The sequence below is a fragment of the Streptomyces sp. JH002 genome (genome assembly GCF_050916115.1).
Taxonomy (GTDB): domain Bacteria; phylum Actinomycetota; class Actinomycetes; order Streptomycetales; family Streptomycetaceae; genus Streptomyces; species Streptomyces xiamenensis.
Map to the genome: position 1 here is coordinate 2,480,349 of NZ_CP087989.1, position 22,724 is coordinate 2,503,072.

The 22,724-nt window shown below is 71.1% G+C and carries 26 protein-coding genes and 2 pseudogenes; 14 read left to right on the plus strand and 14 right to left on the minus strand.

The features are described from left to right. The first annotated feature begins 62 nt into the window (after nt 1–62). From H7827_RS11000 to H7827_RS11015, 4 genes are all read left to right on the plus strand, one after another. Nucleotides 63–1,286: an NADP-dependent isocitrate dehydrogenase gene (locus H7827_RS11000; protein ID WP_030728906.1), complete on the plus strand. Its 1,224-nt coding sequence runs from the start codon at nt 63–65 to the stop codon at nt 1,284–1,286. Nucleotides 1,287–1,381: 95 nt separating this feature from the next. Beyond that, nucleotides 1,382–2,371, plus strand: coding sequence for a malate dehydrogenase (locus tag H7827_RS11005; RefSeq protein ID WP_030728909.1), 990 nt, complete (start codon nt 1,382–1,384; stop codon nt 2,369–2,371). A 106-nt stretch (nt 2,372–2,477) separates the two neighbouring features. Further along, nucleotides 2,478–3,425 carry a glycine betaine ABC transporter substrate-binding protein gene (locus H7827_RS11010; RefSeq protein WP_432744570.1) on the plus strand — a complete coding sequence of 316 codons (948 nt, stop codon included), beginning with the start codon at nt 2,478–2,480 and terminating at the stop codon, nt 3,423–3,425. Nucleotides 3,426–3,493: 68 nt separating this feature from the next. Beyond that, on the plus strand, nt 3,494–3,973 hold the full coding sequence (locus H7827_RS11015) for a MarR family transcriptional regulator (protein WP_386535325.1): 480 nt from the start codon (nt 3,494–3,496) through the stop codon (nt 3,971–3,973). A gap of 19 nt (nt 3,974–3,992) precedes the next feature. Here H7827_RS11015 and H7827_RS11020 read toward each other — a convergent pair whose 3' ends face one another. Then, nucleotides 3,993–4,589, minus strand: a complete 597-nt coding sequence (locus H7827_RS11020) for a hypothetical protein (protein WP_386535322.1) — start codon at nt 4,587–4,589, stop codon at nt 3,993–3,995. 315 nt (nt 4,590–4,904) lie between these two features. On the opposite strand from H7827_RS11020, the gene H7827_RS11025 reads away from it, so the two are divergent. Together H7827_RS11025 and H7827_RS11030 are read left to right on the plus strand one after the other, a co-directional pair. Beyond that, complete coding sequence (locus tag H7827_RS11025) at nt 4,905–5,102, plus strand: hypothetical protein (protein ID WP_386535319.1); 198 nt, start codon at nt 4,905–4,907, stop codon at nt 5,100–5,102. After that, nucleotides 5,099–5,284 (plus strand): hypothetical protein, encoded by a 186-nt coding sequence (locus H7827_RS11030; RefSeq protein WP_386535316.1) that lies wholly within the window; start codon nt 5,099–5,101, stop codon nt 5,282–5,284. The genes H7827_RS11025 and H7827_RS11030 overlap by 4 nt, the downstream gene beginning before the upstream one ends. 64 nt (nt 5,285–5,348) lie before the next feature. Here the strand turns inward: H7827_RS11030 and H7827_RS11035 are convergent, their stop codons facing one another. The 4 genes from H7827_RS11035 to H7827_RS11050 form a co-directional block, all read right to left on the minus strand. Further along, nucleotides 5,349–7,010: a BCCT family transporter gene (locus H7827_RS11035; RefSeq protein ID WP_432744574.1), complete on the minus strand. Its 1,662-nt coding sequence runs from the start codon at nt 7,008–7,010 to the stop codon at nt 5,349–5,351. Between the two features lie 159 nt (nt 7,011–7,169). Continuing rightward, the gene (locus H7827_RS11040) at nt 7,170–7,403 is read right to left on the minus strand and encodes a hypothetical protein (RefSeq protein WP_432744576.1); all 234 of its coding nucleotides are present in this window, start codon (nt 7,401–7,403) and stop codon (nt 7,170–7,172) included. A 100-nt stretch (nt 7,404–7,503) separates the two neighbouring features. Further along, nucleotides 7,504–7,965 carry a DUF3017 domain-containing protein gene (locus H7827_RS11045; protein WP_386540625.1) on the minus strand — a complete coding sequence of 154 codons (462 nt, stop codon included), beginning with the start codon at nt 7,963–7,965 and terminating at the stop codon, nt 7,504–7,506. After that, complete coding sequence (locus H7827_RS11050) at nt 7,962–8,822, minus strand: bifunctional methylenetetrahydrofolate dehydrogenase/methenyltetrahydrofolate cyclohydrolase (protein ID WP_386540627.1); 861 nt, start codon at nt 8,820–8,822, stop codon at nt 7,962–7,964. The genes H7827_RS11045 and H7827_RS11050 overlap by 4 nt, the downstream gene beginning before the upstream one ends. A gap of 134 nt (nt 8,823–8,956) precedes the next feature. Here H7827_RS11050 and H7827_RS11055 point away from each other — a divergent pair, with 134 nt between their 5' ends. The 3 genes from H7827_RS11055 (at nt 8,957) to H7827_RS11065 (ending at nt 10,457) form a co-directional block, all read left to right on the plus strand. Beyond that, nucleotides 8,957–9,358 (plus strand): hypothetical protein, encoded by a 402-nt coding sequence (locus tag H7827_RS11055; RefSeq protein WP_386540628.1) that lies wholly within the window; start codon nt 8,957–8,959, stop codon nt 9,356–9,358. Between the two features lie 162 nt (nt 9,359–9,520). Continuing rightward, entirely contained in the window at nt 9,521–10,156 is a 636-nt protein-coding gene (locus H7827_RS11060; protein ID WP_386540630.1) for an HNH endonuclease family protein, read from the plus strand. A 19-nt stretch (nt 10,157–10,175) separates the two neighbouring features. Next, entirely contained in the window at nt 10,176–10,457 is a 282-nt protein-coding gene (locus H7827_RS11065; protein ID WP_030728955.1) for a hypothetical protein, read from the plus strand. Nucleotides 10,458–10,571: 114 nt separating this feature from the next. On the opposite strand, the gene purH is transcribed toward H7827_RS11065, so the two are convergent. Beyond that, nucleotides 10,572–12,152 carry a bifunctional phosphoribosylaminoimidazolecarboxamide formyltransferase/IMP cyclohydrolase gene (gene purH, locus H7827_RS11070; protein ID WP_386540632.1) on the minus strand — a complete coding sequence of 527 codons (1,581 nt, stop codon included), beginning with the start codon at nt 12,150–12,152 and terminating at the stop codon, nt 10,572–10,574. Continuing rightward, nucleotides 12,149–12,796 (minus strand): phosphoribosylglycinamide formyltransferase, encoded by a 648-nt coding sequence (purN, locus tag H7827_RS11075; RefSeq protein ID WP_432747973.1) that lies wholly within the window; start codon nt 12,794–12,796, stop codon nt 12,149–12,151. Before purN ends, purH begins: the two co-directional genes overlap by 4 nt. A 148-nt stretch (nt 12,797–12,944) precedes the next feature. Between purN and H7827_RS11080 the strand changes: the two genes are divergently transcribed. Further along, nucleotides 12,945–13,790, plus strand: a complete 846-nt coding sequence (locus tag H7827_RS11080) for a hypothetical protein (protein WP_432744579.1) — start codon at nt 12,945–12,947, stop codon at nt 13,788–13,790. A gap of 57 nt (nt 13,791–13,847) precedes the next feature. On the opposite strand, the gene H7827_RS11085 is transcribed toward H7827_RS11080, so the two are convergent. Both H7827_RS11085 and H7827_RS11090 read right to left on the minus strand, forming a co-directional pair. Continuing rightward, nucleotides 13,848–14,282 carry a nuclear transport factor 2 family protein gene (locus H7827_RS11085; RefSeq protein ID WP_432744581.1) on the minus strand — a complete coding sequence of 145 codons (435 nt, stop codon included), beginning with the start codon at nt 14,280–14,282 and terminating at the stop codon, nt 13,848–13,850. A gap of 23 nt (nt 14,283–14,305) precedes the next feature. Then, a complete protein-coding gene (locus H7827_RS11090) occupies nt 14,306–15,850 on the minus strand; it encodes a cell division protein PerM (protein WP_432744583.1) in 1,545 nt (514 codons plus the stop codon). 73 nt (nt 15,851–15,923) lie between these two features. Between H7827_RS11090 and H7827_RS11095 the strand changes: the two genes are divergently transcribed. Then, nucleotides 15,924–16,571, plus strand: a complete 648-nt coding sequence (locus tag H7827_RS11095) for a hypothetical protein (RefSeq protein WP_432744585.1) — start codon at nt 15,924–15,926, stop codon at nt 16,569–16,571. A gap of 23 nt (nt 16,572–16,594) precedes the next feature. On the opposite strand, the gene H7827_RS11100 is transcribed toward H7827_RS11095, so the two are convergent. Further along, nucleotides 16,595–17,830, minus strand: a complete 1,236-nt coding sequence (locus H7827_RS11100) for an epoxide hydrolase family protein (protein ID WP_432744587.1) — start codon at nt 17,828–17,830, stop codon at nt 16,595–16,597. 206 nt (nt 17,831–18,036) lie between these two features. Between H7827_RS11100 and H7827_RS11105 the strand changes: the two genes are divergently transcribed. Next, on the plus strand, nt 18,037–18,213 hold the full coding sequence (locus tag H7827_RS11105) for a transposase (RefSeq protein ID WP_432744589.1): 177 nt from the start codon (nt 18,037–18,039) through the stop codon (nt 18,211–18,213). Beyond that, a pseudogene (locus tag H7827_RS11110) lies at nt 18,179–18,637 on the plus strand (IS5 family transposase); the annotation flags it as partial. The gene H7827_RS11105 and the pseudogene H7827_RS11110, both read left to right, overlap by 35 nt. Nucleotides 18,638–18,758: 121 nt before the next feature. Here the strand turns inward: H7827_RS11110 and H7827_RS11115 are convergent. Together H7827_RS11115 and H7827_RS11120 are read right to left on the minus strand one after the other, a co-directional pair. After that, nucleotides 18,759–19,664: a hypothetical protein gene (locus H7827_RS11115; RefSeq protein ID WP_386540648.1), complete on the minus strand. Its 906-nt coding sequence runs from the start codon at nt 19,662–19,664 to the stop codon at nt 18,759–18,761. A 95-nt stretch (nt 19,665–19,759) separates the two neighbouring features. Then, a complete protein-coding gene (locus H7827_RS11120; protein ID WP_432744592.1) occupies nt 19,760–20,425 on the minus strand; it encodes a hemerythrin domain-containing protein in 666 nt (221 codons plus the stop codon). A gap of 167 nt (nt 20,426–20,592) precedes the next feature. On the opposite strand from H7827_RS11120, the gene H7827_RS11125 reads away from it, so the two are divergent. Further along, nucleotides 20,593–21,225, plus strand: coding sequence for a TetR/AcrR family transcriptional regulator (locus H7827_RS11125; protein WP_386540644.1), 633 nt, complete (start codon nt 20,593–20,595; stop codon nt 21,223–21,225). 16 nt (nt 21,226–21,241) lie between these two features. Here H7827_RS11125 and H7827_RS11130 read toward each other — a convergent pair. Next, nucleotides 21,242–22,071: pseudogene (locus H7827_RS11130) on the minus strand (IS5 family transposase). Between the two features lie 45 nt (nt 22,072–22,116). Continuing rightward, nucleotides 22,117–22,716: a TetR/AcrR family transcriptional regulator gene (locus tag H7827_RS11135; protein ID WP_432744594.1), complete on the minus strand. Its 600-nt coding sequence runs from the start codon at nt 22,714–22,716 to the stop codon at nt 22,117–22,119. Nucleotides 22,717–22,724 lie beyond the last annotated feature (8 nt).

The window sequence follows — 22,724 nt, forward strand, 5'->3', positions numbered from 1 at the left end:
TTGATGACGAGATATTGAGATCCCAGAACGACCCAGCCGGCCCGGAGGGACAGACCGTACCCATGGCAAAGATCAAGGTAGCCAACCCCGTCGTCGAACTCGACGGCGACGAGATGACCCGCATCATCTGGCAGTTCATCAAGGACAAGCTGATCCTTCCGTACCTCGACGTCGAGCTGAAGTACTACGACCTCGGCATCGAGCACCGCGACGCCACCAACGACCAGGTGACGGTCGACGCGGCCGAGGCCATCAAGCAGTACGGCGTCGGCGTGAAGTGCGCCACCATCACCCCGGACGAGGCGCGGGTCGAGGAGTTCGGCCTCAAGCGCATGTACCGCTCGCCCAACGGCACCATCCGCAACATCCTGGGCGGTGTCATCTTCCGCGAGCCGATCATCATGGAGAACGTGCCGCGTCTGGTCCCGGGCTGGACCAAGCCGATCGTCGTCGGCCGTCACGCCTTCGGCGACCAGTACCGCGCCACCGACGTCAAGATCCCCGGCGAGGGCACCCTGACCCTGTCCTTCACCCCGAAGGACGGCTCCGAGCCCATGGAGCTGGAGGTCTACGACTTCCCGAGCTCCGGCGTCGCCCTGGCCATGTACAACCTGGACGACTCCATCCGCGACTTCGCGCGGTCCTCCTTCCGGTACGGCCTGGAGCGCAACTTCCCGGTCTACATGTCCACCAAGAACACGATCCTCAAGGCCTACGACGGCCGCTTCAAGGATCTGTTCCAGGAGGTCTTCGACGCCGAGTTCAAGGCCGAGTTCGACGCGCGCGGGCTCACCTACGAGCACCGGCTGATCGACGACATGGTCGCCGCCGCCCTGAAGTGGGAGGGCGGCTACGTGTGGGCCTGCAAGAACTACGACGGTGACGTGCAGTCCGACATCGTCGCCCAGGGCTTCGGCTCGCTGGGCCTGATGACCTCCGTGCTGATGACCCCCGACGGCAAGACCGTCGAGGCCGAGGCCGCGCACGGTACGGTCACCCGCCACTACCGGCAGCACCAGCAGGGCAAGGCGACCTCCACCAACCCGATCGCCTCGATCTTCGCCTGGACCCGGGGTCTGGCCCACCGCGGCAAGCTCGACAACACCCCCGAGGTGACCGAGTTCGCGCACAAGCTGGAGCAGGTCTGCATCGAGACCGTCGAGGCCGGTCAGATGACCAAGGACCTGGCGCTGCTCATCGGCAAGGACCAGCCGTGGCTGACCACCGAGGAGTTCCTCGCCGCTCTCGACGAGAACCTGAAGAAGAAGATCGCCGCCACCGCGTAACGCGGCAGCAGTTCGGCAGTACCGCGTGGGCCCCGGTGGCGCCGGGGCCCACGCGCTCTCGGAACCCGTCACCACATCACCGGAGTTGGTCAGAGATGCCCCGCACCCCCGTCAACGTCACCGTCACCGGCGCGGCCGGCCAGATCGGCTACGCGCTGCTGTTCCGGATCGCCTCCGGCCAGCTGCTCGGCCCCGATGTCCCGGTCCGGCTGCGGCTGCTGGAGATCACCCCGGCGCTGAAGGCCGCCGAGGGCACCGCCATGGAGCTGGACGACTCGGCCTTCCCGCTGCTGGACGGCATCGACATCTCCGATGACCCCAACGTCGCCTTCGACGGCACCAACGTGGCGCTGCTGGTCGGCGCCCGCCCCCGTACCAAGGGCATGGAGCGCGGCGATCTGCTGGAGGCCAACGGCGGGATCTTCAAGCCGCAGGGCAAGGCGATCAACGACCACGCGGCGGACGACATCAAGGTGCTGGTGGTGGGCAACCCGGCCAACACCAACGCGCTGATCGCGCAGGCGGCGGCCCCCGACGTACCGGCGGAGCGGTTCACGGCGATGACCCGCCTCGACCACAACCGGGCGCTGACCCAGCTGGCGAAGAAGACCGGGGTGCCGGTCTCCGAGATCCGCCGGCTGACCATCTGGGGCAACCACTCGGCGACCCAGTACCCCGACATCTTCCACGCGGAGATCGGCGGGAAGAACGCCGCCGAAACCGTGAACGACGAGGCGTGGCTGGCGGATGAATTCATTCCCACCGTCGCCAAGCGCGGCGCCGCCATCATCGAGGCGCGCGGCGCCTCCTCGGCCGCGTCGGCCGCCAACGCCGCCATCGACCACGTCCACACCTGGGTGAACGGCACCGCCGCCGGTGACTGGACCTCGATGGCGATCCCGTCGGACGGCTCGTACGGCGTTCCCGAGGGCCTGATCTCCTCCTTCCCCGTCACCACTTCGGGTGGTACGTACGAGATCGTCCAGGGTCTGGAGATCAACGCGTTCTCCCGCACCCGGATCGACGCCTCCGTCCAGGAGCTCGCGGACGAGCGGGAGGCCGTGCGCGCACTGGGCCTGATCTGACCGGTTGGGCATATCCTGCGGAATGCGGCCCCGTACGCGCGTGCGTTCGCTCGCGCGCCACGGGGCCGCACCGCCGCCCAGCCTGAAGGCCGAAGGAACGGACACCATGCGGAACTGCCGGCGCGTCCTGATCGCAGGAGTCGCGGTGCTGGGCCTCACCCTGAGCGGCGGCTGCGCTCTGCTGGACGAAGGGGTGGCCGGCGCCGGTGAGGAGCCGGGTGAACGGATCGCGATAGCGGTCCCCGACTGGCCGGGCGGGCAGGCCAACGCGGCCGTGGCGGCGTACGTGCTGGAGACCGAACTGGGTGTCGGCGTGGATTGGATGCCGGTGGACCAGGCCCGCGCCTGGGACGGCCTGAACGACGGCACCGTCCAGGCGCTGCTGGAGGACTGGGGCGGACTGCCGGAGAAGACGGAGCTGTACGTCCGGCAGAAGCGCAGCGTGGTGGACGCCGGGGACCTGGGGATCACCGGCCACATAGGGTGGTTCGTGCCGAAACGGTTCTCCGACGCGCACCCCGAGGTCCTCGACTGGGAGAACCTCAACGACTTCGCCGAGGACTTCAACGGCGAACTCCTCCAGGCCGACGCCGCCTACGCCACCTTCGACGCGGCGATCATCGAGGAACTCGGCCTGGACCTCACCCCCGTGGCCGCGGGCAGCGAGAGCGCCCTCGTGGAGAGCATCACCCGCGCCGCGACAGAGGGCACGCCCCTGCTCACCTACTGGTGGCAGCCGCACTGGCTGAACGCCGAGGTGGAGATGGCCGAGATAAAGCTCCCCCGGCACACCCTCGGCTGCCAGAGCGACCCGGAGACGGTCGCCTGCGCCTACCCCGACCTGGCCCCGCGCAAGTACCTCAACGCCGCCTTCGCCCAGACCGAGGCCCCGGCCGCGGAGTTCCTGCGCGCCTTCCGGTGGACGACGGACGACCAGAACGAGGTCGCCCGGCTGATCGAGGCGGAGGGGCTGTCGCCGATGGCCGCGGCCGAACGCTGGGTGACGGAGAACCCCGAGGCCGTGGAGCAGTGGCTGCCGGAGCCGCAGGATTAGCCCGTGCCCCGTGCCCCGCCCGCGATCCCCGGACGAGCGGCGAACGACGACAACTCCCGAGGTGCGTGATGTCGAACCCCTCCGACGCGGCGGACGTGGACGAGGCCGTCAGGAGTCTGCTGCTGCTGGTGCCCCGGATGGTCGGGCGCGTCAAGCGCATCCAGGTGCCCGAAGCGCTCCAGTCGATGGCCCTTGCCCCGCGCCATCTGTCGCTGCTGTCCTGTCTGCTGTTCGACGGGCCCATGACCGTCAATGACCTCGCCGCCCGGCTGGAGGTCGCCCCCACCACGGTGAGCCTGATGGTGGGCGATCTGAGCCGCAAGGACATCCTGGAACGCCGCGAGGACCCGGACGACCGCCGGCGCCGCATCATCAGCATCACCGACACCATGCGCCCCGCCATCACCCAGTGGCTCTCCCCCGGCGCGACGGCCTGGCGCAAGGCCCTGGCCCCGCTGACCCCGGAACAGCGGCAGCTGTTCGTCGACACCTTCCACACGTACGAGGCGGCCCTGGCCCAGGAGCACGCGGAACAGCCCTCTTCCTGACCCCGGAGCGGCGGGGCCCCTACACCGGCGACCCGTCCGCCCAGAGCTGCTCCGTGTGCGACGCGAACCGGTCGAAGAGGCCGTCGTCCTGGAGCCTGCGCAGATGAAGCATGGGTGAGTCGTGCCCGACCAGATTCGCCAGGTGCGGGGTCACCAGCATCTGATCGTCGAAACGGAAGACGGACAGCGCGACATGTGCCTCGGCGGCGCTGTACCGCGCCTCGATGCCCGCCGTCCCGCCCAGCCTGCGCAGGTGCTCCAGCGAGATGTGGATGCGGGTGGACAGCGTGAGCGCGGTGTCCTCCACCGCCTCGCGCCGCCGGGTGATCTCCGAGTCCGGCTCGCCGAGCAGGAAGCGCACCCGGACGCCGGCCTCCGCCTTCTTGCGCAGGGCGACGGAGAGATTCGGGTGATCGAGCCACAGAAAGTAGTTGGTGTATCCGGCGAAGGTCAGCTCCTGCCGTGCCTCCGAGATCAGTGACCGCCACACGGACGACGGGCACGCGGAACGGTACGGGTAGACCGAGACCACTTCCCGGTCGGGCCCCATCTTCATCACGGCCTTCGCGGCGGCGGGCCACAACACAGACTCCTCCACTCCCAGGCGTTCGGCCACCGCACCCCGCGTTCGCGGATGGGGGACCCGCCCCTCATACAGCCACCGTTCAACTGTACGGTCCTCGACTTCGCAGGACCGCGCCAACTGGTGTGCGGACATTCCCGCTTCAGAGATCGCACGCTTCAGCGCCTCGTTCAACGTCACTCCTCCGTCAGAACTGACACCTCTGAAGCTTGGAGCGAGGTGTCGGATCTGTCACCGGAATGACGTGGTGCTGACCGGAAGGGTGAGAGAACGTCAGCGGTTCAGGAGCCCCGGCGACGGATGGAGGCCGCCCCGGGGCGTGGTCAACGCTCGGAAAGGAGCGTCAACATGGCGAAGGCTAACGCGGTACCGGTCGGAACGACGGTGCCGGAGGTACGTCAACAAGCCGTTCTCACGGTGGCACGGGAGAACTTGGCCGATGCGGAGAGCCTGCGGCTCGACTCCGCCTCCACCGAGGAGCTGACGTACCACTTCTGCGTCCTCAAGCGCAGTCTGCGCGAGGTCCTGACGGTGGTGGCGCGGTGACGCCTCCGCTCCAGGTGCCCGTGCCGGTGAACGGCGAGACCCGGGTGGTCGTGCTCTCCGCCGTCGAGGCGGAACTCCTGCACGCGCGGCTGTGCCACGCGCTCAGCGGCGAACCGGCCCCCGCCGGGGCGCCCGAGTGCCGGTTCGACCAGAAACTCGACCCCCGGCGCCGCCGCGCATGAGGAAGCCCCCGGGGCCGGTACGGGAGTGGACCGGCCCCGGGGGCTGTGGAGAGGGACGTACGGATCAGGTGCGGGTGGTGGTGGCCGTCGGCTTCTTGCCGGTGCCGTTCACGCCCTCGGCCGTCGCTTTGTCGGCCTCCTCGAGCGCGGCCACGGCCTCCTCGATCAGTCGCGTCTCCGTCTTGCGGCGCTCGGCCGCCAGGTAGGCGGCCCGTTCCGCGCGGAACTGTTTCAGCGTGGCGATACACATCGCGATCATCACGAAACTGAACGGCAGGGCGATGATGATCGCCACCGTTTGGAGCGTGGTGAGCGCGTCACTGCCCGCGGCCACCAGCAGCGCGATGGCCACCGTGCCCTCGACGACCGACCAGAACACGCGGCTCCAGCGCGGCGGCGTCGGGTCGCCGCCCGAGGCCAGCATGTCCACCACGTACGAACCGGAGTCCGAGGAGGTGACGAAGAACAGCACGATCAGCAGCATGGTCAGACCCGCGACCAGGGCGCCGCCCGGGAAGTGGTCCAGCAGCTGGAAGAGGGCGCTGTCCTTGTCCACGCCGTCCGCGCCGACCATCGAGCCGGGCTCGCCCCGCTCCTGGTGGACGGCGGAGCCGCCGATCACGGAGTACCAGAAGAAGGTCAGCAGCGAGGGCACCAGCAGCACGCCGCCGACGAACTGCCGCACGGTGCGGCCCTTGGAGACGCGGGCGATGAAGATGCCGACGAAGGGCGCCCAGGAGATCCACCAGCCCCAGTAGAAGACGGTCCAGCCGCTCACCCATGCCCGGCCCTCTTCGCCGTGGGCGGCACCGGTGTCGAAGCTGAGCGAGGGCAGCGCCTGGAGGTAGTTGCCGATGTTCTCGGTGAAGTCCGACAGCAGCAGCGTGGTGGAGCCGGCGATCAGCATGAAGGCCATCAGGCAGAAGAACAGCACCATGTTGGTGTTGGACAGCCACTTCATGCCCTTGCCGAGGCCGGAGAGCACCGAGAGCAGCGCCAGCAGCGTGATGCCGACGATCAGCGCCACCTGGAGCGCGGTACCCGGGTTGTCGGCCCAGCCGAGGAAGTCGGCGCCCGCGGATATCTGCATGACACCGAAGCCGAGCGAGGTGGCGACACCGAAGACGGTACCGACCAGCGCGATGACGTCGATGGCGTCGCCCCACCGGCCCTTGACGCGGTCGCCGAGCAGCGGCTCCAGCGCCCAGCGGATGGACACGGGGCGGCCCTTGCGGTGCACGGCGTACGCGATGGCCAGACCGACGACCACGTAGATCGCCCAGGGGTGGATGCCCCAGTGCAGGAAGGTCTGGGAGAAGGCTGCCCTGGCCGCTTCGGCCTCGCCGCCGTCCACGCCGGGGCGCGGCGAGTCGTAGAAGGTCAGCGGCTCGGCGACGCCCCAGTAGACGAGGCCGATGCCCATGCCGGCGGCGAACAGCATCGCCAGCCAGGAGGCGGTGGAGAAGTCCGGCTTGTCGTCGTCCTTGCCGAGCTTGATGTCACCGAAGCGGCTGAGCCCGACCCAGACCACGAAGATCACGAAGAGCGAGACCAGCACCATGTAGTACCAGCCGAGGTTGCCAACCACATCCGAGTTGAGGTTCATGACCACGCGGTTGGCGGCGTCGTCCCAGATGATGGCCCACAGCACGAAGGCCCCGATGATCGCGACCGAGGGCCAGAAGACCCAGGGGGCGATCGTTTGAAACCACGGTTGTGATTTCACGGGTGGTGACGGTGTGGGTTTCCGGTCCGACATGCGTTTCCCCTCTGGGCGGTGCGAAGGCCGTGTAAACGACCTGGTCAACGTTGCGCGCCTGCCCTAAGGGGAAAGATGTATGTGTCACGATTCGATTTCCGTGCGGAGACGAATCGCACACGCGTCTCAGCAGCCGCCCCCGCCACCGTCTCCCCCACCGCCACCGCCGTCTCCCCCGCCACCGCCGTCCCCGGCGGCGAAGAAACCGCCGCCGCCCGACGCATCGCCCCCGCTCCCGCTCCCGGGACGGCGTCCCGCCCGGGCCCGCTTGCCCAGGCTTCGGATGACGATCAGCAGCAGGGTGCCCCAGAACAGCACCAGTGCGATGGGGAACACGATGACAAACGTTTCGATCGGCACGGCCCGCCCCCTCTCCCTGCGGGCGTTCTGCCCGGCCGTGGCCCCCGCACACGGCGCGGCACAGCTCCGGGACGGGCCCGTGACCGTCCCGGTACAGCCGTTATCCCGCCGAGAACCTCAGCACGTCGTTGAAGAACGGGACCTCCAGCCACGGCTTCGGCTGGGCCATCAGCGTCAGCAGCACGATCGTCAGCCCCAGCAGCCCGTAGGTGACGATGTCCGTGGCCCGTGAGCGCACCGCCAGCATCCCCACCTCCGGCAGCCAGGCGCGCAGCGCGGCGGCCGCCACCAGGGCGCCGCCGACGATCAGCAGCCCGATCCGGAAGTTCCCGAGCGTGACGAGCAGCCCGAGCAGGGTGCCGCCCAGCACCCCCACCAGCGGCCACTGCCGTATCGCCGCGGGCGCGCTGCCGGGCGCCGTGCGCCGCCCGCCCTCGGGCCGCGCGGTGTCCCGGGTGCTGTACTTGTCGGACGGGCTGCCGCCGCCGCCCACGGTGGCCACCTTGCGCACCCGGCCGATCCACTCCCGGACCGGACGGGGCAGCGAGAGCCGTGGGGTCATGCGGTGGCCACCTGCCGCTCGGCGGCCTCGACCACGTTGCGCAGGAGCATCGCCCGGGTCATCGGGCCGACGCCGCCGGGGTTCGGGGAGAGCCAGCCGGCCACCTCCGCGACGCCCGGGTGGACGTCGCCGACGATCTTGCCGCTCTCGTCCCGGCTGACGCCCACGTCGAGGACGGCGGCGCCCGGCTTCACGTCCTCCGGCTTGACCAGGTGCGGCACCCCGGCGGCCGCCACGATGATGTCGGCGGCGCGCAGCTGCGCCGACAGGTCGCGGGTGCCGGTGTGGCACTGGGTCACGGTGGCGTTCTCGCTGCGGCGGGTGAGCAGCAGCGGCAGCGAGCGGCCCACGGTGATGCCGCGGCCGACGACGGCGACCTGGGCTCCGGCGATCTCCACGCCGTGCCGGCGCAGCAGCTCGATGATGCCGTTGGGGGTGCAGGGCAGCGGGGCGGTCTCGTTGAGGACGAGCCGGCCGAGGTTCACCGGGTGCAGGCCGTCGGCATCTTTAGCGGGGTCCATGAGGGCGAGGACGCGGTTGACGTCGATGCCGCGCGGCAGCGGCAGCTGGACGATGTAGCCGGTGCAGCCGGGGTCCTCGTTCAGCTCGCGGACGACCGCCTCGATCTCCTCCTGGGTGGCGGTCGCGGGCAGCTCGCGCTGGATGGAGGCGATGCCCACGGCGGCGCAGTCGCGGTGCTTGCCGGCCACGTACTTCTGGCTGCCGGGGTCCTCCCCGACCAGTACGGTGCCCAGGCCCGGCGTGATGCCGCGCTCGCGGAGGGCCTGGACCCGGGTGGTCAGGTCGGACTTGATCGCGGCGGCGGTGGCCTTGCCATCGAGAATCTGGGCGCTCATGCCCCCATCCTCGCGGATGCGGGGGCCTGGCCTCCAATCGCCCGCCGGGAAACCCTGGACAGGGGCGGGCGCGCACGATCAAATAACGGGCAGCATTGTGTACAAAAAGAAGATCCGAGAGGGCCGTTGACCGCATGAGCACTCCGCCGCCCCCGCGGCTTCCCGGCCGTATCCGTACCGCCCGCGCCCTCTCGTACACGGTGGCCGGGGTGACCCTGCTGATGGCCCTGATCTCGTTGCGGGCCGGATTCGGCGACGAGAAGACCCTGCGCGAGCTGGACCTGACGGCCGGGCCGGTGATCACCCTCGGGGTGATCTTCCTGGCGTTCGGGGCGGTCGGCATCGCGCTGGCCACCCGTTTCGCCCGGGGCGGGGCGCGGGTGCGGATCGGCGCCATGGCGTGGGGCGTGGCCGGGGTGCTGCTGGGCTTCGGCACCGGGACGCTGGGCCTGCTGGTGCTGGCGGCCTCGGTCGTCCTGGTGGCCCTGCTGGCCATGCGGGACAGCCGCGACTGGTTCGCCAAGCCCCAGGACTGACCGGTTCCGGGGCCGACCGGCTCCGGGTGGAGTCAACGGGCCCGCCGCGCACGGCTGTTGGGCGGTGCGTTATCAACTCGCGTAGAAATCGTCATGAGCACGTCATCTACGCACTCAACAATCTGTCAGGAACCCCCACACCCCCCTATGGGAGGCATCCTGATGCTGACGCGCGCACGACGCGGCGTCGCCGTGCTCACCACCGCTCTGAGCACCGCGCTGCTGTTCGTCCTCCTCGGCCAGCCGGCCACCGCCGCACCGCCCAACATCCCCTCCGCCGCCACCGCCCGCACCGAGCTGAACGCCCTGCGCGTCGCGGCCGAGGGCTCGATGACCGGCTACTCGCGCGACCTCTTCCCGCACTGGACCTCCTCGGGCGGGTGCACCACCCGGCAGACCGTCCTCAAGCGGGACGGCTCCAACGTGGTGGTCGACAGCAACTGCCAGCCCACCTCGGGCAGCTGGTACAGCCCGTACGACGGCGTCACCGTCACCAGCGCCTCCGGCGTGGACATCGACCACATCGTGCCGCTCGCCGAGGCCTGGCGCTCCGGCGCCAACTCCTGGACCACCGACACCCGGCGCTCCTTCGCAAACGACCTGTCCAACCCGCAGCTGATCGCCTCCAGCGCCAGCTCCAACCGCTCCAAGGGCGACCAGGACCCGGCGGACTGGAAGCCGGTCTCCTCGTACCAGTGCACCTACGCGCGGATGTGGATACGCGCCAAGTACCGCTGGAACCTGAGCGTGGATTCGGCCGAGAAGACCGCCCTGACAAGCATGCTCAACACCTGCTGACCATGGTCAGATGTCCGGTATGAGTGAGGCACAGAACGCACAGAGCGAGCACAGCGAGCGGTTCACGACCTTCAAGCCGCCGCGCGGTGGCGTCATGACCAAGGAAGTCGGTGCCATCACCGGCGAATTGGAACTGCACACCAGAGCCGACGAGGACGGTGTCCTCACCCTGCGCGTCCGCTACGCGGGCGCCGACGAGTGGTACACGCTGGAGGGCGCGCCCTACCAGCTGTACGACGCGCGCGACGCCGGCGTCCTGCACGACATCCTCGTCGAGCTGCTGCACCGCCCCCAGCCGTGACGGACTGACCCGGCAACGGCGTACGGCCGCACCCCCCACAGCACGGGGGTGCGGCCGTACGCCGTCATCCGTCATCCGGCACCGATCGGACGCCGCGGGGCGCCCGTCGCGGGATCAGTGGAAGAAGTGCCGGGTCCCGGTGAAGTACATGGACACCCCGGCCGCCTTGGCCGCCTCCATGACCTCCCCGTCCCGCTTCGAGCCGCCCGGCTGCACCACGGCGCGGATCCCCGCCGCCGTGAGCACCTCCAGACCGTCGGCGAAGGGGAAGAACGCGTCCGAGGCCGCGTACGCCCCGGCCGCCCGGTCCTCGCCCGCCCGCTGCACCGCGAGCCGCGCCGAGTCCACCCGGTTGACCTGGCCCATGCCCACGCCCACCGTGGCACCGTCCTTGGCCAGCAGGATCGCGTTCGACTTCACCGCGCGCGACGCCCGCCACGCGAACGCCAGCTCCGCCAGCTCCGCCTCGCCCAGCGCGTCGCCCGCCACCAGCGTCCAGTGCGCCGGGTCGTCCCCGTCCGCCTGGAGCCGGTCGGCGACCTGGAGCAGCGTGCCGCCCTCCAGCGGCCGGTACTCGCCGGTCGCGGCCGGGGCGCCCGGGGCGCGCAGCACCCGGATGTTCTTCTTGCGGGCCAGGACGTCGACGGCGCCGTCCTCGTACGCCGGGGCCACGATGACCTCGGTGAAGATCTCCGCGACCTGCTCGGCCAGCGCCACCGACACGGGGCGGTTGACGGCGATCACGCCGCCGTACGCCGACAGCGGGTCGCAGGCGTGCGCCTTGCGGTGCGCCTCGGCGACATCGGCGCCGATCGCGATCCCGCACGGGTTGCTGTGCTTGATGATCGCCACGGCCGGCGCCTCGTGGTCGTAGGCGGCGCGGCGGGCGGCCTCGGCGTCGATGTAGTTGTTGTAGCTCATCTCCTTGCCGTGCAGCTGCTCGGCGGCCGGCAGACCGGTGCCCGAGCCGTCCGCGTACAGCGCGGCCCGCTGGTGCGGGTTCTCGCCGTACCGCAGCACGCCCTGCCGGGTGAAGGTCAGCCGGGCGGCGGAGGGGAACTCCCCGGACTCGGCGCCCTCGTACGCCGACGCGCCCTGCGCGGCGAACCAGCCGGCCACCGCCGCGTCGTACTCGGCGGTGTGCGCGAACGCCTCCGCAGCCAGGGCGCGCCGCTGCGGCAGCGTGAAGCCGCCCTCGGCGACGGCGGACAGCGCGTCCGCGTATCGCTCCGGGTTGACGATCACGGCCACCGAGGGGTGGTTCTTGGCGGCGCCGCGCACCATGGAGGGGCCGCCGATGTCGATGAGTTCGACGCACTCGTCGAAGGAGGCGCCGGAGGCGACGGTCTCCTGGAACGGGTAGAGGTTCACGATGACCAGATCGAACGACTCGATCTGAAGCTCCGACAGCTGCTGCCGGTGCTCGGCGCGGCGCAGGTCGGCGAGGATACCGGCGTGCACGCGCGGGTGCAGGGTCTTGACCCGGCCGTCGAGCATCTCGGGGAAGTTGGTGACCTCCTCGACCGGGGTCACCGGCACCCCGGCGGCGGCGATCGTCTTGGCGGTGGAGCCGGTGGAGACGATCGCCACCCCGGCGGCGTGCAGACCGCGGGCCAGCTCCTCCAGACCGGTCTTGTCGTACACGCTGACCAGGGCCCGGCGGACCGGGCGCTTCGTACCTTCTTCGGAGGTCACGGGATGGAAACCTTTCGTCCCTCGATGCGGTATCCCTCGCGGGCGAGACGGCCCACGGCGTCGACGAGCAGAGAGCGTTCGACTTCCTTGATCCGCTCGTGGAGCGAGGACTCGTCGTCCTCCTCGCGGATGTCCACGGCGCCCTGGGCGATGATCGGGCCGGTGTCGACCCCGGCGTCGACGAAGTGCACCGTGCAGCCGGTCACCTTGACGCCGTGGGCGAGCGCGTCCCGTACGCCGTGGGCGCCGGGGAAGCTCGGCAGCAGCGCGGGATGGGTATTGATGAATCGCCCGCCGAACCGGGCGAGGAAGGCGGGCCCCACGATCTTCATGAAACCGGCCGAGACGACGAGATCGGGCTCGTACGCGGCGACCTCGTCGGTGAGGGCACGGTCCCAGTCGGCGCGGGTCGGGTAGTCGCGCACCCGGCGTACGAACGCCGGCACCCCCGAGCGCTCGGCACGCCGCAGCCCCTCGATGCCCTCGCGGTCGGCGCCGACCGCCACCACCTGCGCTCCGTACCAGCGGGGCCCGAGCGCCGACTGGGCGTCCAGCAGAGCCTGAAGATTGGTACCGGAGCCGGAAACCAGGACGACAAGGCGTGCGGGATCCTTGGGCTGCGGAGCTGGGGCCACGGCGAGAATCTTCCTTCAGCGGTGGGCGAAGCACGACAGGCCGTCGGCCACCGGTCACCATACCGGCATACCGGGCCTCCCCCGTGCGACGGGTTCGGCCACTGCCGGGTACGGTCATTGCCAGCGGAACCGTGGACGAAGGGGACAGCCGACCAACATGACCGATCGACGGCGAGCCTCGGGGCGACAGGACCTGCCCGGCGAGGAGCACAACCCCTTCGCAGCGCCTCCCGAGAACCAGCCCGACCGGCCGTGGCGGTCCCGCCGGAACGACAACGGCGACAGCGGGCGCGGCAACGGGAACGGCAGCGGGAACGGCGAGGATCGCAAGGACTCCGAGAACGGCGACGACAACCAGCGTTCGCGCTGGGGCAGCCAGTGGAGCCGGCGCCAGCCGGGCCGCGGCAACGGCGCCTTCGGCGAACCCCGGCAGCCCGGCGGCAACGGCCGCGACGGCGGCCCGGGCGGCGGCGGCCCCTTCGGACCGCGCTGGGACCCGACCGACCCGGCGCAGCGGCACGCGCGGTACGCGGTGCTGGCCGGCCTGTGGGGCATCTTCGCCGGTGTGTTCGGCTGGGAGTGGCTGGGCCTGCTGCTGGGCGCGCTGGCCCTGTACTGGGGCATCAGCGCGCTGCGCGGCGGCCCCAAGGACGAGCGGAAGCCCGGGGAGGGCGGCGAGAAGGGCGAGCCGGAGGAGCAGCCCGCCCCCGAGCACCACCGCGCGACCGTCGCCGAGGTGGAGGGCGAGGCCCCGGTCCCGCCCCGCCCCACGACCGCGCCGCGCGCCGGGGCCGCCGCCCCGCGTTCCCCGGTCGCGATGGCGATCGGCGGGCTGGTGCTGGCCGGGATGGCGCTGGTGATCGTCTTCACCACCTACACCGTGCAGCTCGTGTACAAGGACTACTTCGATTGCGTCCAGGACGCGCTGACCACCCCGACCCGCGAGGCGTGCGAGGACCTGCTGCCCAAGCAGCTGCGCCCGATCCTGGGCGAGCGGGACTGACGACGGCGGCGCGGCACCGGCCGGAACATCCGGGCCGGTGCCGTACCTTGCCGCAGGTCAGTCGCCGGGGGCGAACGCCTGGGCCACGGCCAGGCTGTCCTCGTAGACGTGGTGGCGGGTGACCCGGGTGTGCTCGACCGTCAGATACAGGGCGAACGCCGCCCTGTAGGCGCGGCCGGTGGAGCGGGCGGTCTGCCGGATCTCTCCGGTGACCACCGCGTCCGTACCGTCGACCAGGATGCGGTCGATGACCGTGCCCGCCTCCTCCGGAACGTGGTGCTCGGCCACCTCCCGGTAGTGGGCGGCTATGTCGGCGCGGGTGCGGCGGTGCCGGATCCACGGGGTCTGCGCGCGGCCGTGTTCGGCTTCCGGCCAGTCAAGCTTCCAGTCGATCTCCGGTGCGTACAGCTCCGCGATCCGCTCGGGGTCGCCGGCGCCGATGCGCTTGAGCAGCTCTTCCACCACGGCACGCGTGTGCGAACTGGTATCCATGACGGCATCCTGACACGCGCCGCTCAGCGCTCCCTGGCCGTGTCCCGCAGGGGGGAGAGGTCCGTCTCCTGGTCGAAGGGCATGTCCGGGGTGCGGGGCACGCCGACGGGCGGTGGCGTGTCCACCGGCTCCGGGCCCGACCGCAGGCGCCGGCGGAGGCGGCTGATCGTCGTGTGCAGCGGGTGCTCCTCGCCCGCGCGCCGGCGCCACCACCCGCGCCCGCGCCGCTCCGGCCGCCGCCCCTTGTGGGCCGGGCCCTCCGGGGCACCGTCCCGTTCCGCCGCTCCCGCGCTGCGCGCCCCCTCCTCCACCAGCGGCTCCGCGCGCCGCCGCCGCAGCCTCCCCGCGACCGCCTCCCACGGGCTCACCGTCCGCAGCTGCCACACCCGCAGCAACAGCGCCAGCGGCACCCCCGCCAGCGCACCCCACCCGGCCGCCGCCGCTCCGGTCAGCACCGGATCGGGGCCGAACTCGGCCAGCGCCAGGGTGCCCAGCGGGCCACCCGCCAGCGCCGCGAGACCGCCCAGCGTCAGCCCGCACCCCAGCGCCGCCAGCAGCGCGGTGAGCGCCGTGGCCGCACACCCCGAGCCGGACCGTACGGCGCCCCTGGCCGTGAACCACGCGAGCACCCCCACCCCCACCACCGGCACGACGGCCGCCGTCGCCCACACCGCCCAGCCGTCGCCCACCCCGCCCGGGGCCATCGCCAGCAGCGGGAAGGCCGGCAGCCGCGGTTCGGCGCCCCCCGTGCCCGTCCCGGCCAGGCCCAGCGGGGCGATCACGCTCCCCGCGCCCAGCGTGAACCCGGGGCCGAGCCCGTACGCCGCCGCCCACACCGCGGCGTTCGGGGCCAGCGCCAGGCCGAGCAGCAGCACCGCGAACCGCCCCGACCAGGGCCCGGAGAGCTGTCCGAACGTCCGCTGCGCCGTGTCCGCGTGCAGCACCAGCGCGCCGGCCGCCAGCAGCGCGCCCGCCCCGCACACCGCCGCCGTACCCGCCAGCGCCGCCCGGCCGGCCGCCACCAGCCGGTAGGGGTCGGGCCACGGTGCCGGCCAGCCCAGCACCGCCACCGCCGACGCCCCGGTCACCACCACCGTCAGCAGCGGCATCACCGTCAGCGCGCTCAGCGGACGCGCGCTGATCGGGCCGCCCAGCGTGTACAGCACGGCCGGCACCGCGGGCAGCAGATAGCCGGCGCTGACCCAGGCGGCGGCGCGCGGCCCCACCGCCGGATTCCGCTCGCCGATCAGCGCCACCCGCACCGCCCGGTGCAGCAGCCAGCACGGGAGCGCGGTCAGCAGCAGCGGGGTCAGCCCGATGGGCGCGGGTACGCCGCTGAGCGTCTCGGCGCGCACGAGTTCCGTGCCGTGCGCCAGCAGCCACAGTCCGGCGACGACGCGCAGCGCGCCGCCCGCGCCGCTGTCGGGGAAGGGCGACGTGGTCCACAGCACGAGGCCGATCACGGCCAGCACGCCGAACCCGAGTCCCGCCGCCACCAGGCCCTCTCCGAACCATCGGGTGCGGGCGACTCGGCCGTCCGGGGCAAATCGCTGGATAAGGAGGCGCACGCGGCCATGCTGCCAATAACGCCCGGCAGGCTGAGGTATCGCCACGGTCCGGACAGGGAAGGAACGGCAGCCAGTGGAGACTCTGACCAGCGCACCGGGCCGAAGACGCACGCTCGTTCGAGGGCTGAACCCGTCGGGCTCACCGGAGGCGGCGTTCGCAGCCCTGTACGAACGGCACGCGGTCTCGCTGGCCCGGCAGGCGTATCTGCTGTGCGGCGGCGACACGCGGTTCGCGGCGCGGGCGGTGGAACGCGGCTTCCAGCGCTGCTGGGAGGAGTGGCCCGCGGTGGCGACGGACGCCGACCCGGTGGGGCGGGTGCGGGCCGCGGTGTACGGATACGCGCTCTCCCCGTGGCACCGGCTGCGGCCGTGGGGCCGGCCCCGGCCCGTGCTGCCGGTGCTGCTCGAACTGCCCCCGCACCGGCGGGGCACGGTGGTGCTGCACGACTGCGCGGGCGTCGGGCTGAGCGCGGCGGCGGCGGAGACGGAGGCCACCGTCGCGGTGACCGGGGCGCGGCTGGCGACGGGGCGGGCGGCGCTGCCCGCCGGGTTCCCGCCCCTGGCCACGCTGGCCGCGGCGGTACCGGTACGCACCCGCCGCCCCGACGCGGTCCGCCGGGACGGCGAACGCGCCACGGCCCGCCGCACCCGCGCCTTCCTCCTGCTGACAGCGGCGGCCCTGACCGCGATCACGGCGTCCCTGCTCCCGGCGGTGCGCTGAGTCGGCGCCCCGGGCGGCCTCGTTCAGGGCCTGCGGCCCCGGAAGGTGCGGCGCAGGTCCTCCACCCAGGCGTCGGGGTTCTCCCAGGGGATGAAGTGGCCTCCGTGCTCGTGCGCGGTGACGTTCACGGGGTGGAACCAGTCGGCCTGCGGGCCGGCCGTGAACGCCCGGACGCGCTCGTCGGCGGTGTGGATGCCGGGCGGGTTCTCGTACGTGACCAAGGTGAGCCCGGCCGGGGCCCGCACAACGGGCGTCCGGTCGTGGGCGGGGGCCCACGGGTGGCGGTTGGCGTTCGCGTAGTACCGCAGGGAGGTGGCGGCGGAGTTGTTCACCCAGTAGATGGTCGCGTGGGTGAGCAGGTCGTCCCGGGTGAAGACGGACGCGAGGTCGCCCCCGTTGTCGCTCCACGCGTTCCAGCGTTCCAGCAGCCAGGCGAGCAGTCCGGCGGGCGAGTCGCTCAGCCCGTGGGCCAGGGTCGCGCCGTCCAGCATGTGCACGGTGAGGTGGGACGCGAAGCGGCGGTCCTGGTCGATGATCCGGGCGCGGACCTCGGCGGGCTGGTCGTCGGTGAGCGGCCGGTTGCGGGCGAAGTCCCAGGCGCGGGGGCCGTTGAAGAAGTCGAGCGGCAGTCCGGAGCCGATGTGGATGCCGTACAGGGCGTCGGCGTACTTGTGTCCGAGCTGGCTGGAGACGAGCCCGCCGATGTCACAGCCCCCGGCGGCGTACCGCGGGTATCCCAGGGTCTCGGTCATCAGGGTGTGCCAGAGGTCCGCGACCTTCCAGAAGTTGACGTCCGGGAAGCCGGTGAGCGGGCCGGGGAAGCCGAAGCCGGGCAGGGAGGGCACGATGACGTCGAAGGCGTCGGCCGGGTCACCGCCGTGGGAGGCGGGGTCGGCGAGCGGGTCGATCACCTTCGACCAGTGCCAGAACGTCCACGGCCAGCCGTGCGTGAGGATCAGCGGGACCGGACGGGGGCCGCGGCCCGCTCGGCGCAGGAAGTGCACCGGGACACCGGCGACGTCCACCTGGTAGTGCTCGTACGCGTTGATGGCGGCCTCGGCCGCACGCCAGTCGTAACCGTCCCGCCAGTACGCGACCAGTTCCCGGAGGTATCCGGCCGGGACGCCGTAGGACCAGTCCTCGTTCGCCTCGTCCAGCGGCGGACGGGTCAGGGCGAGGCGGGCGCGCAGGTCGTCGAGGGCCTGGTCGGGCACCCGGATCGGGGTGGGTTCCAGGGGGAAGGCGTGCGGGGCGGTCATGGCGCGGGCCTCCTTGCGGGGCGGAGGGGGGAGCGCGCCGGGGAGGTCCGGCGCGGGCACTCGACGGCGGCGGCGAGCGGACGAGGGGACTGTCCCACATCCCGCCGCACGCGTCGCCGCCCCGGGTGCGGCGTCCGGCGTCCGGGCTACGGCGTCCGGGCTAGGCTCTGTCGTCAAATGATCACTATGTGGTGGATCATGGTGCGGTGATACGTCGTCATGAACTGTTCGACGCCGAGTGGGAGTTCGTCCGGCCGCTGCTGCCCGAGTCGTTGCGGGGACGCAAGCGGCTGGACGACCGCAGGGTCATGAACGGGATCGTGTGGAAGTTCCGGACCGGGACGGCCTGGCGGTCTGACCAGCAAAATCCATCTGGTCTGTGACGGGCGGGGCCGTCCGCTCGCTTTCGTCGTGACGGGCGGCAACACCAACGACTGCACCCGGTTCACCGCCGTGATGGAGGCGATCCGGGTGCCTCGGACCGGACCGGGGCGGCCCAGGGTCCGGCCCGATCACGTCCTGGGCGACAAGGGCTACAGCTCGAAGGCGATCCGCACCTGGCTCCGCCGCAAGGGCATCGCACACACGATTCCCGAGCGGGCCGATCAGGTCCGCGACCGAGCCCGACGAGGCAGCCGCGGAGGCCACCCGCCGGTCTTTGACCGCGAGACCTACAAACACCGCAACGTCGTGGAACGGTGCTTCAACCGCCTGAAGCAGTGGCGTGGAATCGCGACCCGGTACGACAAGACCGCCGAGTCCTGCAAAGCGGCCGTCACCCTCGCGTCACTCCTGATGTGGGCGTGACATTTGACGACAGAACCCAGGCCAGCTGCCTGTTACTGACCCACGCTCCCAGCCCGGTACTCCCCCCGTGCGCGACAGGACGCTCATCGCCACGGTTCGGGTGCTCTGGGCCGGGGCGTCTTCACATGTCGTCGGATTGCCTCTCGGATCCTTGCACCCGGTCCCGGGCGGCGAGGTCGTGCAGGCGCGCGGTTGTGCCGTTGCGCTGCGCGCGGCGCAGGCCCTGTTTGGCCAGCAGGCCGTTGGCCACGGTCGTGACCATCCTGTTCGGCGGCGCTGTCATGCCCGTCGATGTGTGAGGGGCGTAGAGGGCCCGTCCGTCCTCGACGGTCAACCAGCCGGTGACGGTGCGCATGCTCACACCGACGCACTGCGGTTGGAAACTGTGGGCGAGGAATCCCGCTCGGCGTCCGCCCGGTGGCAGGATCTCGGACGATGCGGCGAGGCGCAGACCGGTCTCGTCGTGTCCGGTGACCGTCACCGGGAGGATGACGGGGTGGCCGTCAGCACCCTGGTAAGCCAGCAGGCGATGAGGAAGGGCGGCGATCTGCCGGGCAAGCTTGGCGACGGGTGTCCGCGGAGTCGTGCCATTCTTCGGCGGTTCCTGTTCGGTGGGATGCGACGGCCAGGAGGCACCCGTCACGGTTGCACGTCCACTCGCCGAGAGATCGGGCCAGACGGCGATGCGATCCGGGTGGACATCGACGAAGACCCGGTTTTGGTGGTACTCGCGAAGCAGCCAGTCCCATACGCCTCCGCGCCTGGTTCGCCCGAGGAACGGCTCGGAGGCGTCCATCAGCCCCGCCAGTCGCTGCGCCGAGGGCTGAAGGTCCACCTCTGCTCGGCCCTGGGCGAGGACGTAGTGGCTGTGGGTGGCGAACCCGTACTCGCGGGTGTGATAGGCGAGACAGACGCGTGGGTTGCGCAGGATGCGTTCCAGTTTCTTCGGGAAGCCCAGCGAGGTGGTGAAGCTGACCTCGTTGGCCGCCCGGTCCGCGAGCCCTACCGGTGAGACGCTGGTGACCACCGCGCCTCCGGCCGGGGTGAGGTAGGCGGCAGCGACGACCAGGTCGCCCTTGAACGCCTCGTGAGCCGTGTCCGGCCATGGGAGCCGAGTGGGTGTCACGAGCCGTCGCCTCGCAGGACTCGCAGGTCAGCGGCGGCTTGGCTGCGCAGGGCAGGCAGCACCGACTTCACCGGGGACGGCACGTTCACGAGCATCGACTCCACCTCGGCCGGCGTGCCGGTTTCATCGAGGAAACCGATCATCAGATGCCCCGCCACCGGGGGTGTGCCGGCGATAACTCGCTGGGCGAACTCCTCCCACTGCGCGGGCGTGATGCGCTGCAGAGCGGGGAACAACATCGGTTCCTCGTGGGCCAGGTGGTCATGCACGCTGTCGCGCACCGCGACGGCCGCCTCGCGCAGTGCGTGCCGGCTGTCGCTGCTCATGCTCTCGCCGCCAGGGTCTTCCGTGCCGGTCAGGTCGACGGAGGCGAGGCGATCGAGCGCGCTGTCCAGACGGTCGTGTTCTTCGCTGAGTTCGTGGAGTGCGCCCTTCGTGTCGGGCGCCGCTGCCACGATGAGCGGCCACAGCCATGCGTCTTCGGTCTCGTGGTGGTGACGCAGGTTCGCCACGATGAAGTCCCGTAGCTGCGCGAGTGCTTGGCGCGGGACGGTGGATCGGCCGGTGGCGTCGACGAGCAGCCCGGTAGCCAGTCTGTGTGTCTCATGGGCGAGCCGCGTTTCCACGATGGCTTGCGCGTCGGACTCGGTTTGCATGGTCATGTGTGCGGAACCTTCGCGTAGGAGTGCACGGCCTTCCGGGCAGGCCCCAAGACTCTGAACCGCTCCGGCGAGTACGAGGGGAAGAGGCTTCGGTGTGCCCGATCTCCAATTCACGTTACACACTATGCAATGAAGTTATCCACTCTGGCGTCCGGTATGGTGCCGACATGCCCGAACGGACTCGGAGGTATCGGTCAGCACGGCGCGAGCAGAGCGCGGCTCAGACCCGACAGGACATCCTGGAGACCGCGCGTGACCTTTTCACCACGCATGGCTATGCGCAGGTGACGATGGGGCACATCGCTCGCTCGGCCGGTGTCGCGACCAAGACGCTCTATGCGAGCGTGGGCACCAAGACTCAACTCCTGCACGCTCTTCTGGCCGTGGACGTGGCGGACTCGAAGACCACCGGGCTGCACGACGAGGTACTCCGAAGCAAGGACCTCGCCTCCGCGGTCACCTGCCTTACGCACGGAATCCGCAGCAACACCGAACGCTTTGCCGCATCCATAGACCTGCTCCACTCCTCCATGGCCAGCGACGACAAAGCGCGCCAGGTATGGGAGTACGTCGTCGCGCAGTACCGCCAAGCGCTGCGCGAAGTCGCGCAGCACCTGGTCGCCATCGGTGTGGTGGCTCCCCATCTCGACGTGGACGGTACGGCGGACCGCCTGTGGCTCTGCCTCGGGCTGGCGGCATGGCGATCGCTTGTCGTCGACTGCGGCTGGAGCTATGACGACGCGGAGCGCCTGCTAGCCCGCCAGGCCGTGAACATGCTCGAAGACCCCGGCCCGGCCTAGGTTCTGTCGTCAAATGTCACGCCCACATCAGGAGTGACGCGAGGGTGACGGCCGCTTTGCAGGACTCGGCGGTCTTGTCGTACCGGGTCGCGATTCCACGCCACTGCTTCAGGCGGTTGAAGCACCGTTCCACGACGTTGCGGTGTTTGTAGGTCTCGCGGTCAAAGACCGGCGGGTGGCCTCCGCGGCTGCCTCGTCGGGCTCGGTCGCGGACCTGATCGGCCCGCTCGGGAATCGTGTGTGCGATGCCCTTGCGGCGGAGCCAGGTGCGGATCGCCTTCGAGCTGTAGCCCTTGTCGCCCAGGACGTGATCGGGCCGGACCCTGGGCCGCCCCGGTCCGGTCCGAGGCACCCGGATCGCCTCCATCACGGCGGTGAACCGGGTGCAGTCGTTGGTGTTGCCGCCCGTCACGACGAAAGCGAGCGGACGGCCCCGCCCGTCACAGACCAGATGGATTTTGCTGGTCAGACCGCCTCGGGACCGGCCGAGGGCCGGGTCGGGGAGCCCCCTTTTCGAGCCGCGGCCGCATGCTGGTGAGCCCGCACGACGGTGGAGTCGACCGACACCAGCCACTCGATGTCTCCCGCCGCGTCCGCCCTCGCCTGGGCGGCCCGCAGCATCCGGTCGAACGTCCCGTCCGCCGCCCGCCTGCGAAAACGCGTGTGCAGCGTCGCCCACGGACCATATCGGTCGGGCACATCCCGCCAAGCCGTCCCGGTCCGGAACTTCCACACGATCCCGTTCATGACCCTGCGGTCGTCCAGCCGCTTGCGTCCCCGCAACGACTCGGGCAGCAGCGGCCGGACGAACTCCCACTCGGCGTCGGACAGTTCAAGACGACGTATCACCGCACCATGATCCACCACATAGTGATCATTTGACGACAGAGCCTAGGGCACGGGGTCCGGTCGGCGCAGTCCCGCGACGAGGAGGCCGACCAGCAGGCGCGCGTCGTAGTCGGGGTCGCGGTCGGCGCCGATGCAGAGGTTGCCGATGCCGTGCATGAGCTGGAGCGCTTCGATGCCGGGGCGGATCTCGCCGGAGTCGACGGCGGCGTTCAGGAGGTGCGCGCACACCGGTACGAGGCGGTCCAGGAAGTGGGCGTGCAGCGTCTGGAAGCGGGCGTTGTCGGCCTGGAGCGCCGCCGCGAGGCCGTGCTTGGTGACCAGGAAGTCCACGAAGAGGTCGACCCACCGCCCCAGGGCGGCGTGCGGGGTCGGCCCTTCCGCCAGCAGGGCGGGCCCCGCCTCGGCGCAGGCGTCGATCTGGTGGTGGTAGACGGCGATGACCAGGTCGGCCCGGGTGGGGAAGTGCCGGTAGATGGTGCCCATGCCGACCCCGGCCGCGGTGGCGATGTCGCGCACGGGTGCCTCCACGCCCGAGGTGACGAAGACCGTGGCGGCCGCCTCCAGCAGGGTCTGGCGGTTGCGCCGGGCGTCCTTGCGCCGTGCTCCGGGCGCGCCGTCCGCGCCCTGGCCGCTGTCGTTCACCACGAGGT